This is a genomic window from Butyrivibrio fibrisolvens (genome assembly GCF_023206215.1).
GTDB lineage: Bacteria > Bacillota > Clostridia > Lachnospirales > Lachnospiraceae > Butyrivibrio > Butyrivibrio fibrisolvens_C.
The window spans coordinates 642,817-658,504 of the sequence record NZ_CP065800.1 but is presented as its reverse complement, the minus strand read 5'-3'; the positions used below and the strand labels follow the sequence as shown (position 1 = coordinate 658,504).

11 protein-coding genes and 1 tRNA gene are annotated in these 15,688 nt (G+C 41.5%); 11 read left to right on the top strand and 1 reads right to left on the bottom strand.

Translation table 11 applies throughout. From position 1 onward, the window contains the following. Positions 1 to 108 precede the first annotated feature (108 nt). The 6 genes from sufB to I7804_RS02670 all read left to right on the top strand — a co-directional run bounded on the left by sufB (position 109) and on the right by I7804_RS02670 (position 6,522). Positions 109 to 1,524, top strand: a complete 1,416-nt coding sequence (sufB, locus tag I7804_RS02695) for a Fe-S cluster assembly protein SufB (RefSeq protein ID WP_248404806.1) — start codon at positions 109 to 111, stop codon at positions 1,522 to 1,524. A gap of 41 nt (positions 1,525 to 1,565) precedes the next feature. Beyond that, complete coding sequence (locus I7804_RS02690) at positions 1,566 to 2,726, top strand: SufB/SufD family protein (RefSeq protein WP_248404804.1); 1,161 nt, start codon at positions 1,566 to 1,568, stop codon at positions 2,724 to 2,726. A 131-nt stretch (positions 2,727 to 2,857) separates the two neighbouring features. Then, entirely contained in the window at positions 2,858 to 4,075 is a 1,218-nt protein-coding gene (locus I7804_RS02685) for an aminotransferase class V-fold PLP-dependent enzyme (protein WP_248404802.1), read from the top strand. Next, positions 4,065 to 4,511 (top strand): Fe-S cluster assembly sulfur transfer protein SufU, encoded by a 447-nt coding sequence (gene sufU / locus I7804_RS02680; protein WP_248404800.1) that lies wholly within the window; start codon positions 4,065 to 4,067, stop codon positions 4,509 to 4,511. Before I7804_RS02685 ends, sufU begins: the two co-directional genes overlap by 11 nt. Positions 4,512 to 4,550: 39 nt before the next feature. Further along, positions 4,551 to 5,096: a TetR/AcrR family transcriptional regulator C-terminal domain-containing protein gene (locus I7804_RS02675; protein WP_248404798.1), complete on the top strand. Its 546-nt coding sequence runs from the start codon at positions 4,551 to 4,553 to the stop codon at positions 5,094 to 5,096. Positions 5,097 to 5,217: 121 nt separating this feature from the next. Further along, the gene (locus I7804_RS02670) at positions 5,218 to 6,522 is read left to right on the top strand and encodes a GGDEF domain-containing protein (RefSeq protein ID WP_248404796.1); all 1,305 of its coding nucleotides are present in this window, start codon (positions 5,218 to 5,220) and stop codon (positions 6,520 to 6,522) included. 101 nt (positions 6,523 to 6,623) lie between these two features. Here I7804_RS02670 and I7804_RS02665 read toward each other — a convergent pair whose 3' ends face one another. Further along, the gene (locus tag I7804_RS02665) at positions 6,624 to 7,730 is read right to left on the bottom strand and encodes a hypothetical protein (RefSeq protein ID WP_248404794.1); all 1,107 of its coding nucleotides are present in this window, start codon (positions 7,728 to 7,730) and stop codon (positions 6,624 to 6,626) included. A 233-nt stretch (positions 7,731 to 7,963) separates the two neighbouring features. Here I7804_RS02665 and I7804_RS02660 point away from each other — a divergent pair, with 233 nt between their 5' ends. The 5 genes from I7804_RS02660 to I7804_RS02640 all read left to right on the top strand — a co-directional run bounded on the left by I7804_RS02660 (position 7,964) and on the right by I7804_RS02640 (position 15,659). Further along, positions 7,964 to 9,430 (top strand): radical SAM protein, encoded by a 1,467-nt coding sequence (locus I7804_RS02660; RefSeq protein WP_248404793.1) that lies wholly within the window; start codon positions 7,964 to 7,966, stop codon positions 9,428 to 9,430. 164 nt (positions 9,431 to 9,594) lie between these two features. Then, positions 9,595 to 9,667 (top strand) — tRNA-Lys (locus I7804_RS02655). Positions 9,668 to 9,747: 80 nt separating this feature from the next. Then, positions 9,748 to 10,521 (top strand): TatD family hydrolase, encoded by a 774-nt coding sequence (locus I7804_RS02650; protein WP_248404791.1) that lies wholly within the window; start codon positions 9,748 to 9,750, stop codon positions 10,519 to 10,521. Positions 10,522 to 10,591: 70 nt separating this feature from the next. Continuing rightward, the gene (gene rsmA, locus I7804_RS02645; protein WP_027205017.1) at positions 10,592 to 11,461 is read left to right on the top strand and encodes a 16S rRNA (adenine(1518)-N(6)/adenine(1519)-N(6))-dimethyltransferase RsmA; all 870 of its coding nucleotides are present in this window, start codon (positions 10,592 to 10,594) and stop codon (positions 11,459 to 11,461) included. 223 nt (positions 11,462 to 11,684) lie between these two features. Then, on the top strand, positions 11,685 to 15,659 hold the full coding sequence (locus I7804_RS02640; RefSeq protein WP_248404789.1) for a hypothetical protein: 3,975 nt from the start codon (positions 11,685 to 11,687) through the stop codon (positions 15,657 to 15,659). The last annotated feature ends 29 nt before the right edge of the window (positions 15,660 to 15,688 follow it).

Here is a 15,688-nt window from a genome sequence, read left to right as displayed (position 1 = left end):
AAGGGCCTGGGATCATGGACCTTTTAGATATATGGTTACTATTATCTTTTGATATTAAGATAACACAGAGTCGGCAGATATAAGATCTGCCGTAGAATGAGGACTGATATGTTCGATGATATAAAGAAGTCTGTTGCTGATATCAATCAGTCAATGTACGACTTTAAAGATGTAGAAACAGATAAAGACTTTTACCGCGAAGAGGCCGGATTTACTAAAGAGATAGTTGAGAAGGTCTCTAAGGAAAAAAATGATCCGGAATGGATGAGAGAGTTTCGCTTAAAATGTCTTGATATATACAACAATATGCAGATGCCTAATTGGGGTCCTGATACCAGCGAACTCAATATGGATCTTATCTCTTCATATGTAAAATCGAAGACAGGAATGCAGGGCAACTGGGAAGATGTTCCTGATGATATCAAGAATACATTTGAAAAGCTTGGTATCCCCCAGGCAGAGAGAGAATCTCTTGCAGGTGTTGGAGCCCAGTACGACTCAGAGCTTGTATATCATAATGTCAAGGAAGAGGTTGCTGCTTCAGGCGTTGTATATACAGATTTTGAGAGCGCTCTTCACGGCGAATATGCTGATATGGTAAGAGAGCACTTCATGAAGCTCGTACCTCCTACAGATCACAAGTATGCTGCACTTCATGGCGCAGTATGGTCCGGCGGATCATTTGTATATGTACCCAAGGGAGTCAAAGTCGAGATACCGCTTCAGTCATACTTCCGTCTTAATGCGGCTGGTGCAGGACAGTTTGAGCATACACTTATCATTGTTGATGAAGGTGCTGATCTTCATTTCATAGAGGGATGCTCTGCTCCTAAATATAACGTTGCCAATCTTCATGCAGGATGCGTTGAGCTTTTTGTAGGCAAGAATGCAAGACTTCGCTATTCTACAATTGAGAACTGGTCCAAGAACATGTACAACCTCAACACCAAGCGTGCCCTTGTAGAAGAAGGCGGCGTAATGGAATGGGTATCAGGTTCTTTTGGATCACATACTTCATACCTTTATCCTATGACAATCCTTCAGGGTGATCATTCCAGAATGGAATATACAGGTATCACCTTTGCTGGTAAAGGTCAGAATCTGGATACAGGTGCCAAGGTAGTTCATAACGGTAAGTATACCTCTTCTGTTATAAGCACCAAGTCCATCAGTAAAGACGGCGGTATCGGTACTTACAGAAGTTCAGTAACTATCAATAAAAATGCCAAGCATTCCAAGGCTGTTATCTCCTGTGATTCACTGATGCTTGATTCCAAGTCAAGATCAGATACGATCCCCGGAATGGATATTCGTACCAATGATGCAGATGTAGGACACGAAGCCAAGATTGGTCGTATAAGCGATGATGCGGTATTCTACCTCATGAGCCGCGGTATCAAGGAAGAGGATGCAAGAGCTATGATAGTATCAGGTTTTGCAGATCCTGTATCCAAGGAACTTCCGCTTGAATATGCAGTAGAGATGAACAACCTGATCAAACTTGAGATGTCCGGCAATATGTAACGCTGGTTGCATATATTAGGCATATAGATGTGAGGTAACACATGAATATAGATATGAGAGTTAATGAGCTTCCGGCCAGAACTTACCGGTGGCTTCAGTTAAATGGTGAAGATATAAATGAACAGGATATCTCCTTTTCCTCTTTTGCCATGGATATAGTCAAGACTCCGGAAGGCGTAAGCATAGCCGAAGATGTCGATGGTAAGGAAGCTGAGAAAGTTTTTGCACCTTCATATGAGCAAAGAGTTAAGGCTGATGAGAACCTTGTAGGACCTAACGGCGATACTTCAATCAATCATGCAGGTCAGATAGTAAGAACAGGTATGGGATCAGGAGTTGATGCCTTGCTAGAAAGTGCAGGCGTTAGTGCTACTGTCATTAAGGCTGCCGACAAGACTTCAGTTTCAGAGCCTGTAATGCTCCATGATCATCTTTGCAGCAGTGGAAGCGCTATAAGTCGCCAGGTTATAGTTGTTCCTGATGGTTCATCACTTACAGTTATAATGGACTATGATTCAGATGAGGATGCAAGCGGCATAGAGGCAGTCAGCACTAAATTCTATGTAGGTAAAGGTGCTACGCTTCGCCTTGTCAAGATTCAGATGCTTGGCAAAAAGGTAAGGCATTTTGACGATCTTGGCGGCGTGGTTATGGACAATGGCCGATTTGAACTTGTTCAGATGGAGATCGGTGCTATGAAGGCATACACCGGAGCATATGTAAGTCTTCTTGGAAGAGAAGCTGTATCTGATAACAATACAGGATTCCTTGGAACAGACGATCAGTTCTACGATTTCAACTATGTTGCTGAGCAGCGCGGCGTTAAGACAAGCTCTATGGCTACTTACAGAGGCGTGCTTGATGGAAGAGCTGTCAAGAACTGGAGAGGTTCACTTGATTTCCGTGAAGGTTCTGTAGGCGGTGAAGGTGATGAGCAGGAAGATACACTTCTTCTTTCGCCTGACGTAGTTAACAGATCCATGCCTCTTATCCTTTGCAAGGAAGAGAATGTTGACGGAAGACATGGCGCTACTATAGGTCAGCTGTCTGATGATATGCTCTTCTACATGGAAGCAAGAGGAATAGACAAAGAGAGCGCCAAGAAGATAATGGTTCGTGCAAGGCTTGATTCGATAGCCCGCATGATACCTGATGAGAAGTTAAAAGATAAAGTTTCCTCATATCTTGATGAGATTCTCTAAAAACGAGATATTATTGCTGCCCACTGCCATTTGGTGGTGGGCATAATTATAAAAAACTATAGAAGATCATAGTTATAAATTGGTTAAGGCAGCATCGAATTAAAGTGTAGAGTTCATAGGTTGGAGGCAATATGAAGGCAGAAGATTTCAGACAGGATTTCCCTATTTTTAAGGGAAATGACTATATATATTTTGATAACGCGGCTACATCTCAGAGACCGCAGGCAGTTATAGATGCAGTTACAGACTTTTATCAAAAGTCCAATGCCAATCCTCTTAGAGGACTCTATGACTGGAGCGTAGATGCTACAGAGCGCTATGAACATGCAAGAAGTACAGTAGCAAAGTTTATAGGTGCCAAGGAAAGCTGCGAGATAGTATTTACCAGAAACACAACTGAATCCATGAACCTTATCGCCTACAGCTACGGGCTTAAGAATGTAGGCAAGGACGATGAGATCGTTATCTCAGTAATGGAGCACCATTCTAATATACTTCCATGGCAGATGGTATGCAGACAGACTGGTGCAAGGCTTGTATGGCTTGAGCCTGATGAAGAGGGCGTTATCACAGAAGATGAATATAAGTCCAAGATAACAGACAAGGCCAGGATCGTATCCATAGGCCATGTATCCAACGTACTTGGTATTACCAATCCTGTCAAAGAGATAGCTGCATATGCTCATGAGAAGGGCGCTATTGTCGTAGTAGACGGAGCGCAGTCTGTACCTCATATGAAGGTTGATGTTAATGAGATAGGTGCAGATTTCCTTGCATTTTCAGGCCACAAGCTTATGGCTCCTATGGGAATCGGCGTATTATATGGCAAAAAAGACCTTCTTGAAGCAATGGATCCTTTCCTTACAGGAGGAGAGATGATCGAATATGTTACAAGAGACTCTGCAACCTGGGCGGAGCTTCCTCACAAGTTTGAGGCAGGAACAGTCAATGCTGCTGATGCAGTGGGTCTTGAAGCTGCTATTAACTATATTGAGAGCGTTGGATTTGACTTTATCAAGGAACAGGAGCATAAAATTACTCGTCTTCTTATGGACGGAATGAGCGAATTGTCGTATATTAAAGTATATGGATCCAAAGATCCAAAGAAGCATTGCGGCATAGTGACATTTACAATAGATGGCGTACATCCTCATGATATCTCATCTGTGTTAAATGAAGACCATGTATGCGTAAGAGCAGGTCATCACTGCGCTCAGCCGCTCATGCAGTTCTTGAAAGTAGGCTCAACGGCAAGAGCCAGCCTCTATTTCTACAATACAGAAGAAGAGGTCAAGAGATTTTTGGAAGTACTAAAAGGCGTTAGAAAGGTTATGGGTTATGGAGATTAAGCAGCTTTATCGCGAGATCGTTAATGAGCACAATTTGAATCCTGTGCACAAAGGAGTTATGGAGGCTCCGACTCTTAAACTTCGAGGAGTTAATCCTTCATGCGGAGATGATATAACACTTCAGCTTAAGATAAGTGATGATGGCATCATAGAAGATGCTATGTTTGATGGATCAGGATGCGCTATTTCACAGGCATCTGTTGATATGATGGCTGATCAGATAATTGGCACCAATAAGGATGAAGCTCTAAAGCTTGCATCTACTTTCATGGGCATGATCCGCGGAGATGTAACTGATGAAAAAGAAATCGAGCAGCTTGACGAGGCAGCAGCACTTCAGGACGTATCCCACATGCCGGCACGTGTAAAATGTGCTGTTCTTGGATGGAAGACAATGCAGGAGATACTCGATCACCCTGAAAAGAACGAAATCTGATCTTGACTGTTTTGAATAAGTACAAAAGACAATAGAGAAATGGCTGATTCTAATATTACCAAAAATGCTCTGGCAACATCACTAAAAAATTTGATGAAAGAAAAACCTTTCGAGAAGATCAGTGTATCGGATATATGCGATGCCTGTGGAATGAACAGGAAGAGTTTTTATTATCATTTCAAAGACAAGTATGATCTTGTGAATTGGATCTTTCTTGTAGGTTTTCTTTCTAAGATGAATATCGATGACTATGAGACGGGATGGGATGCAGTTAAGGCTATATGCCATCATTTCTACGCCGATAGAGATTTTTATCGGGCGGCTCTGAGTATTCATGGACAGAACTCTTTTCATGACTATGTTATCGAATCCATAAGATCTATCATGTACTTGTATATCAATGATATAATCGAGGATACAGATCTTAAGGACTTTTTTGTTACATTCTACTGCGATGCTTTTCTTACAGCCATCACAAGGTGGCTTTCGGAAGGCATGAAGATGAATGATGAAGAGTTTGTAGGTAAGCTTAAGATTATAAGTGTAGGACTTGCCAAAATAGTTATACGTGATGAAGATAAATAAAATCAGCGGGAAATTCCTGCTGATTTTTTGCGTTCGAAGTTTTATGGGGTTATAATTTGAAATATGCAACATACAGGATTGCCGGGTTAGGATGGAAGAGATGCTGGGAGGCGTATTGGGTATGGATATTAATAACATTGATGAGTATACATCTGAGTCTGTCACGAGTCTTATGTCAGAAATGGTAGACCAGGTTATTATAGTAGATTCTAATACTAATAGGTACAGAAGGATCATAAGCCGCGGATTTATGGATGAATTTCTTCCGCCTAATGGTTATTATGACAAGCTTTTAGAGACACTTTATTTCCATATGAAGGACAGTGGCGATACTGTTGTAGACGGCTACAAGGTATTCTTGTCATCCTATGGTACCTATGATGATAAGTATACAAGGCGCTGCAAGATGGTTCATAATGATGAGCCTCATATCGTGCAGATGACGATATATCCAGTCAAGGGGACAGGCATGTATATTTTTGTATTAAATGAACTGGATTATGAAGACTCCAGAAGTGATATGCTTGCATCTACCAAAGTCAATACCATTCAAAATACATATCTTTTTTCTATGTATATCGATCTTATAAAAAATACTACAAGTAGTATAAATGTATCAGAAGTATCCGATGAAAACATGCATTCTCATATACTCTATACAGACTGGAGGCTGATGATAGTCAATATGATCTGGCCACAGGATAAGGAGAAGTTCCTTAGAAGGACAGATCCTGAGTATCTCAAAGAACACTTTGCACCCGGACAGTACTCGTCTTTTGATGTCAAGATGCAGAATCTTGAAGGTGTATATATCTGGGTCAAGCTTATATTCAGCCGTTCTCAGACTCTTAATGCGGATGACTACAGATTTGTCTTCATGGTTCAGGATATCAATGAATCCATGACCAACATGAACACATACCTTAAGGAATTTGAAGAGAAAGCTTCTATCGATGCCCTTACAGGAGTATTTAACCATGGACGTATAGAGACTGAGATAACCAATGCTATCGAGAATGTCAAGAAGACAGGCGAAGCTTCATCTATCATGATCCTTGATATAGATTTCTTTAAAGAAGTGAATGACAATTTCGGACATTCTGTTGGAGATAAGACTCTTAAAGTCTTCAGCAAGGTAGTAGGTGATTATTTTAAAGAAAGAGGAAGCGTTCTTGGAAGATGGGGCGGTGAAGAGTTTGTGGCAGTATGCTATAACAGCTCTATTGATAAGACAAGAGAGCTTTCAGAGAGCCTGCTTGACAGGATCAGGTCACAGCACTTTGAGAAGGTTGGCAATATTACAGCCAGTATTGGAACTACAGCTCTTAAGATTGGCGATGATCTTACAAGTGCGTTCGAAAGGATGGACAAGGCCTTATATCAGGCCAAATCAGACGGACGTAACTGCGTAAGAGTTATTGATTAAAAACTTCTACTTGGACGGATCGGCACTCCCAGAGCCTTTACAGGATCGGCATCCTCAAAACTTTTACAGCGGAGGCAGTCCGTCCCATAGGAAAGTCTTGGTTATTGACAGGTAGACGCTGTTTTACACATTGGCATGACAGCTTTTATTATATTTATAAGACTTGTATCTTTATCTTGGCAGCCGCTTTTAAGACAAGGTTTTATAACACTGCCGTCTTTTTCAAATTCCAAGAATCCATTCTCTTCATCGAGCAGCCTCTTACTTATAAGATGGGCATCGTAGTACATATCCCATATAAAGCAAGGGAACTTTCCTTTAAGACGGATGTTCTTGACTGTTTCTCCGTGATTTTTGCATCCTTTACCAGGCATGAGGAATATCATACTTGATTGATAGTCATAATATTTCTTGAGGCTTTCGGAATTGGCATCAAGAGAATCTACATTATCAAAATCATTATCATCATAGTAATGATATATACTGTATACGATTTTATCATCGTGCATTTTCCTGGACATGTTACTGCTTTGAGGATCATCTGCGTTTATGGATATCATAACGTTTTTGCATTCTTTTATGGCAGATATCTGGCTTTCTGTAAGCATGGCATCATCAAGAAAGTAGAAAAAGGCACTTTCTTCATTTTCTCTAAATATATCAATGATCTTATCTGCATCCGTATTTCCACCTTTTTGAATTATGGAAAAAGAGTTGATGCCAAGGTCTCTTGCTTCGCTTATCCTTCTTTTTATAAACTCTATATTTATATTGTCTTTTGTATTTATATCGTTAGCACTGCTATTGTTATTATTAGTATCGTTAGTATTACTATCTTTTATATGATTATCTTCCAATCTGAATATCAATAGCCATGGAATTATATGTCCAAGCTCTGCAGAACATTTTCTAAGAATTCTAGCGTCATAGGTCCAGCTGTTATAGCCTATGTTGATGCCGAGCTTTCTGATGCAGGCATGGTCTGTGTTATCGAGTAAGTTTTGCATCATCGTATAGTAGGGACTGTTATCATCAGCCAGAATTGTCTGTATGATATCTATTATGTCATCCTGGAATCGTCCGGTGGAGAACTGCCTTCCAAGATCTGCCAGTCTTCTTATGCTCCTCCTGGGATCATCTGCCATATTTTCGATACCACGCTTTACGACAGTATCTATCATGAGTCTTGTTAGTTTCTTTTTGTCCATAGTAAATATATGCCTCAATAAGTGCTGTTATATGACGAGCCTTTGCTTATGGTACGCCGATTTCAATGTTCCACTATATATAATACACGAATTGCTTCTGGTTAAGAATAATTAATAATAGGACAGATACAAGGATGTGTCCCAAAATTGCTCAGACCAGAATTATTGTCCGATGACTGATCAAGGCGCCGACCATACAATTAATATATAAAAAGGAAAAAGGAGGATAAACTATGGCTGACGCATTGCAGAATATTTCACATGCTGCTCAAAGGCAGGCATTTAGCATTCTTATCGATCAGTTTCTAAAAAAACTAGGTAAAACTACAGACAGGCAGGCAACATATTTAAAGCTTGTGGATGAAGCAGAGAAGTTCTTTGCAGATGGATTTGACAAGAAGAATATGGATGCTGTCAGGAAAGCTATTAAGGATCCTGACAATAGATGGATTAAGTTTATAAATAAGGTTGTAGATGAGACAGATCCGCATGTTGCCAAGATGACTATGCTAAACCTTGGCTATGAAGCATTCTTCAGAGGGACCAAGACTATAAGAGCTAATCGTAAGAAATATGGCTGTAACATCCCATGGCTTATTCTGTTTGATCCTACAAGTGCCTGCAATATGCATTGTCAGGGCTGCTGGTCAGGAACATATGGAGCCAAGCACAATCTGTCATTTGAGGATATGGACAAGATAGTAACTCAGGGCAAAGAGCTCGGAGTATATCTGTATATGCTTACAGGAGGCGAGCCCCTTGTTCGCAAGAAAGATATTTTAAAGCTTGCAAGAAAACATAACGATGTAGAATTTTCAATATTTGACAACTCTACTCTTATAGATGATGAGTTCTGTAAAGAGGTTGTAAGCCTTGGCAATATAACCTTCCAGCTATCTATAGAGGGAACCCCTGATACCAACGATGCAAGACGCGGTCAAGGTCACTATGAAGCTGTTATGAAGGCAATGGATCTTTTGAAAAAATACGGCATCATATTCGGAACATCTATCTGCTATACACGCGCTAATATAGAAGCTGTTACAGATGAGAAGTTCCTTCGTATGATCGCAGATAAGGGTGCAAGGTTTGGATTTTTCTTCCATTATATGCCGGTTGGCAACAATGCAGTTCCTGAGCTTATGCCCACAGTAGAGCAGCGCAGGATGATTATAGACAAGATAAGATATATACGTTCAGATAAGTGCGACATAGGATTCTTCCCTATGGATTTCCAAAATGACGGAGAAGCTGTCGGAGGATGTATCGCAGGAGGCCGTAACTATTTCCATATCAATGCAAGCGGAGATGCAGAGCCTTGCGTATTCATTCACTTCTCCAATACCAATATTCATGACAACAGCATTCTGGAGATGCTTCAGTCTCCACTGTTCATGGCTTATCACGAGGGACAGCCTTTTAACAGAAACCACCTTCGTCCATGTCCTATGCTTGAGAATCCTCAGCTGCTGCGTCAGATGGTTGCAGAAACAGGAGCACATCAGACCAATGAAGAGTCAGAAGAGTCTGTGGAACATCTGTGTGCCAAGTGTGATGATTATGCAAGAGAGTGGGGCGAGGTAGCAGATAAGATCTGGGATTCTCAGACACATCATAGACCAAGCTATGAGAACTACACCTCCGAGAAGTGTCTGCATCCAGAGCTTGCAGCTTTCGAGCACAGTACAAAAGGGGCTTAAGCCCCTTTTTATTGTGTTCGTGCACAATTTAAAGACAAGAAACCGGATTTTTGTGTGCAGTTTTTACATATCTGAATTTTTTTGAAAAAAGTACTTGCAAAGGTCCCTGGGTTGTAGTAAAGTATCTTTTGTCGCAAGGAACTGCGGCAAACAAAATAAAAGATGCGCTGCTAGCTCAGTTGGTAGAGCACCTGACTCTTAATCAGGTTGTCCAGGGTTCGAGACCCTGGCAGCGCACGCCGAGTACTGTTTCATGAGTATATCTCGTGGGGCGGTACTTTTTTCGTATAGGTATTTTTAGATAAGAGGGACACGTTTTGATATTTGATACACACGCGCATTATGATGATTGTCAGTTTGAGAATGACAGATATAGCCTTCTTGATAGTATGAAGGAAGCCGGGATCGGAACCATAGTCAATAATGCAGCAGATCTTGAGTCTGTAGAGACATCTTTAGAACTTGCTCACAGGTATGACTTTGTATATGCCGCTGTAGGCGTTCATCCTGAGAATGCCTACGAACTTGATGACTCCAAACTTTTGTGGCTTAGAGACAAGTCCCATGATCCCAAGGCGGTTGCTATAGGAGAGATAGGCCTTGACTACCATTATCCTGACAATCCTGACAGAGATACCCAGATCAAGTGGTTTAGAGCACAGCTCCGTCTTGCTCTTGAGGAAAAGCTCCCTGTCGTGATCCATTCAAGAGATGCAGCTGCAGATACCATGGAGATCATGAAGGAAGCTGCAAGTAAAGGAATAGTCGCCGATATTCACTGCTATTCTTATAGTCCTGAGCAGGCACTTGAATATGTGAAGATGGGATTTTATATAGGCGTAGGCGGAGTTGTCACTTTCAAAAATGGCAAGAAGTTAAAGCAGACCGTTGATAAGATTCCGCTTGATATGATCCTTCTTGAGACAGACTGCCCTTATATGGCTCCGGAACCTTTTAGAGGAAGTCGCAACTCTTCTGTCTATCTTCCTTATGTTGTGAAGGCAATAGCCGATATAAAAGGTGTCACGCCGCAGGAAGTTATAGATGTTACTGAGCAAAATGCCAGAAAATTTTATGGTATACGCAGCTGATATCTGTTATGAAAACCCTTTTCCCGGAAGCTGTCAGGCTTTTGGGGTATTATGAAAGTTGAGGAATAAGATGGCATATCTTGGAAATCCCGCAAGAACCAAGGAAATAATAAATAAATATCACTTAAGTGCACAGAAGAAGTTCGGACAAAACTTCCTTATAGACACTTCAGTTCTTGAAGATATCGTATCAGCAGCAGGCATAACCAAGGATGATACTGTACTTGAGATAGGCCCCGGAATAGGAACTCTGACTCAGTATCTTGCAGAGGCAGCAGGCCATGTCATAGCAGTAGAGATAGATGACAAGCTCCTTCCTGTTCTTGAGGATACTCTTTCTGAATATGATAATACTAAGGTTTTGAATTCAGATATCCTTGAAGTTGACATCAAGGCTCTTTCCGAGGCTGAGAATAACGGTAAGCCTTTTAAAGTTGTAGCTAACCTTCCCTACTATATTACAACTCCTATCATCATGAAACTTCTTGAAGCTGGAAGCCCTGTAGAATCAATAACCGTAATGGTCCAGAAGGAAGTTGCAGACAGAATGCAGGAGAAGGAAGGCTCCAAAGAATACGGAGCACTCTCTATAGCTGTTCAGTACTATTCAGATCCAAGAGTTGTATGCGTAGTACCGCCATCTTCTTTTATACCGCAGCCTGGCGTAGATTCAGCTGTTATCAAGATGACACGTTATGAACAGATGCCTGTTGAAGTAGAGGACGAAGCCTTCTTTTTCCAGGTGGTCAAGGCTGCTTTTTCACAGCGTCGTAAGACTCTTGTTAATGGCCTTTCTAATAACAAGGAACTGGGCGTATCCAAGGATATGGCAGGAGATGCTCTTGAGAAAATAGGAAGATCAAGGACTGAAAGAGGAGAGAAGCTTTCACTTGAAGAATTTGGAAGGCTCTCAGATGTTCTTATAGAACTAAAAAAATAAAAAATCTGATAATTAGCCCGTTTTTTTCAAGTATTCATTAAACTCTTAAATGAAGCTTAAAGTAAAATATGACCTTTTCGTAATAAAATATTCGCAAAAGCGCTTGTGCGTAAGCACCAAAAGCCCGAAAATACTGTTATTTTCGGGCTTTTGTCTTTTGACAGACAGATAGAGCTATGTTAAAATTTTAAAAGGGAAAATCCTTAAAAAGAGGGCTATGACTTTGGATAAGTATGAATATAAAGTTCGGGCAGAGGAGATAAAAGTCCTGATTTCTTCGGGCAAATACGGGGAAGCAGTCAAGATCGCAGATACGATCGACTGGAGACGTGTCAAGAGTACTACTATGCTCTGCACTATAAGCGACCTTTATAAGGTCAATCGCCGTTTTGAAGAAAGTAAAGAGATCCTTCTGCTCGCATATGAGCGTTATCCCAGCAGTAGAGCAATTGTATATTCGCTTTGTGAACTCTCCATTAAAATGGGAGAGTTTGTTCAGGCTGTAGAATATTATAAAGAATTCGTCCGCATCGCACCTCGCGATACAGGACGTTATATTCTCCAGTACAGACTATATGAAGCACAGGATGTAAGTCTTGAAGAGCGTATAGCAGTACTTGAGGAGTTCAAGAAGCATGATTACAGAGAGAAGTGGGCTTATGAGCTTGCATATCTGTATCATCGCGTAGGTCTGACAACAGAGTGTATTGAGGAAGTCGATGAGATGTTCCTCTGGTTCGGCGTGGGCAAATTTGTTATGAAGGCCTTGGAACTCAAGGCACTTCACGAGCCGCTGTCTCAGGAGCAGCAGGCCAGATATCAGGCATATAAGAGCGGTCTTGACGGTAGTATAGACCGTGAAGCTATTTTAAAAAAGGATGAAGATCCTATAGGCACAGATGTATCGGATACAAGTCCTAATATGATGGGTAGGCAGTCTTTGTCTGGAAATCAGGAAGGTGCGTATACTCAGTCTGGGCAAAGCGTATATACACAGCCTCAGCCTGGCATATATACACCGCCTCAGCAGCCTTTGAGGCAGCCATCTATGGGGCAGACGAAGGCATCTGCATATGGGCAGCCTCAGACTGGAATGTATACCCAGCAGCAGTACAGTTCATATGAGCAGCCGCAGATGGGAGCATACAGTCAGAGTCCAAGCTATATGTATGGCTCAGATATGCCGGCAGAATATGCACAGATGCAAGAGAAGCAGCCTACCAAGCCTTTCTATAACACACCTGAAGAAAGGGATGCTGTAGAGAAGGCTGCACTTGAAGCCGGAATGCCGACCAAGGAGCAGCTTCAGGCATATTATAACGAACAGGCCGGTGTAACCGGGCAGTATCAGAATCAGGGATACTATCCTTCTAATGCAGATACAGGCAGTTATGCAGCTCAGGATGAATATCAGAGTACATATCAGAGCGGATATCAGAATACATATGCAGGCTATGACGATCAGCTGCAGCTTCAGAATACAGGACGCGTTAATGCATACCAGAGAGCTCCTCATGTATCTGAACCTATACCTGTTAATACTGCAAGAAGGGTAGATGACTCTATTCCATCAGCGCCTCCAAAACCTGTAGGTTATGATACAGTCAATCTTCAAAAGGCCATTGCAGAGAGCATGGAACAGATAATGGCCGAAGAGGAGCAGAGCAAAGCCAAGGCAACTGTACAGGAAGTATTCTATGAAGATGCTACCAAAGAGTTTGCAACTTCGGATACAGCAAGCTGGACAAGGACAGATGCTCCCCTGAACCAGAAGGAAGAGCCGGGAGTTACCATAAGACCTACAAGGAAAGTAGCAACCAGCCATTATGATGACATCCTGAAACAGGATTATGATGGCCAGATAAGCATGGTAGTTCCTGAAAATGATAAGGTCGAAGATCAGATCACAGGTCAGATCAGCATTGATGACATCATGAACCGCATCAAGCAGCAGCAAAGGGAACGTCAGGAGAAGGAAGTTGCCAAGATAGTACAGGACAAGATAAGCACAGTTATCAGCCAGTACGATGAGGACGTCAAATACGATCTCCAGAAAGAGATGGAGAAAGAAGTAAAACGTGAACTCATGGGAGGCAATCGTCCAAAGCCTGAGAAGAATGCAGGAAGAGCACTTTTAAGCCATGCAGGCAATGTCGTAAGACCTTCTACAGCTCCTTTTGTAAAGGCAGGTGAAGAAGGTATCAGAAGAGCTAATGAAGAAAAGCTCATGGACGATGACGACATCATGGATCTTGATAATCTTCCGGATGATATTCCGGACATAGAGTCTGATGCTGATACTAATTCTGAAACTGATCCTAATGCTGAATCGGATGCTGATCTTGAAAATGAAAAGACAGATAGTGACTCAGTATCAGCTGCTGATGATACTAAGCCGGATGAACAATCAGATACAGAATCAGGCATAGATTCAGATACAGAATCAGGCATAGATTCAGATACGGAATCAGACACAGATTCAAGAAAAGAATCAGAATCAGATTCTGATAAAGACACAGATTCAGATAAAGATTTAGATAAAGATTCAGATACAGAATCAGATTCAGATAAAGATATTGAAGAAGTTGATCATGCTAAAGACCAAGATGCTTCAATAAAGTCAGAAGAGTCTGCAGACTCAGAAGATACGGATGAATCTAAAGATTCAGATATATCCGCAGATTTAGAAGAGTCCAAAGAAGGGGCTGATATCACAGAAGAGGCAGATCTTACAGATGAGATCAAAGAGATCGTCTCTGATATAGATGCAGATAATGATTCTGAAGAAAGTGCTGATAAGGATACATATACTGATTCTTCTAAAAATAATGATTCTGATATAGAATCAAGTCTTGAATTGGCAAAGGAATCAGATACAGACGAAGATATCGAAGAAGATAATGATCAGCATATTGAATCAGATTCGGATTTTGACAATGATTCAGATGATGAAAGCACGAACCTACAGGATGATTCTAAAGATAAGGTAGGTACAAGGCGCGGCAGGATCACAGTAGTTGAAAAGGATGAATCTTCTGCTCTTGAAGTTCCTGAATATACTGAAGAAGTTGTTGAGATGAGTCTTGGCGATACATTTGGCTATGAAGATTCAGACAACATAGATGAAGCGGAAGATGCAAAAGAATCCGGTAACGAGACTCCTTCTGAAGAATCTTTTGATGAAAAAAGTTCTGATGATGAAGAGCCAGATGATGGCGATACATCTGATGCAGTAGCCGCAGAATCCGGCGACAACGAAGAAGATAAGGAAGCTATCCAAGAAGAAAAAGAAGAAAAAGAAGAAAAAGAAGATAAAGAGGACGAAGATAAACTAAAGTCACACGATGTAGAAGAATCAGATAACAATTCACACAGAGCCGGCTTTTCCGAAGGGGAAGCGGAGACAGAGTCGGAGGCGAAGGAATTGGATACAAGGGTACGCGTTATGACGCCTGAGGAGAAAGAGCTTTTCGGACCCTATATTCACCATCGTAAGTCCAGAAAGCAGATCATTCGGGCAATTGATTCACTCAATATGTCACCTGCAACCAACAATGCCATTGTTACAGGTGAAGAGGGAACAGGAACCATCAACCTTGCCAAGGGTCTTATTAAGTCCGTTCAGGCAGGCAATTCAGGTTTCTCAGGCAAGGTTGCCAAGATCACTGCACAAGCTCTTAACAGAAAGAGCGTAAGCCAGGTGATAGAGAAGCTCGACTCAGGAGCTCTTATCATACAGCGCGCAGCTGATATGAAGACAGATACAGTAGATTCTCTCTACAAGGAGCTTACAGCTGACAAGCATGGCATCATAATCGTTATGGAAGACAATCACAAGGATATGGATCGCCTTCTAAAGCGTCATCCTGAGCTTTCCAAGTGCTTCAATGTAAGAGTTGATGTAGAAGCTCTTGATAACGAATCACTGGTAGCCTATGCCAAGCAGTACGCCCTTGAGCGTGAATACAAGATAGACAACTTCGGAATGCTCTCCCTTCACTCACGAATCGAAGAGATGCAGACCATCGACCATGACGTTACTATCTCTGAAGTGCGCGATATTGTGGATGAAGCTATTCGAAGTGCCGAGAAAAAGACCATCAGTCATTTCTTTGACGTAGTACTGAATAAGCGATATGATGAAGAGGATATGATCATTCTGACAGAGAAAGATTTCGAAAGAGCAGATCATAAATAGACTAATTAAATAAAGGCGGAAAGTTTTGT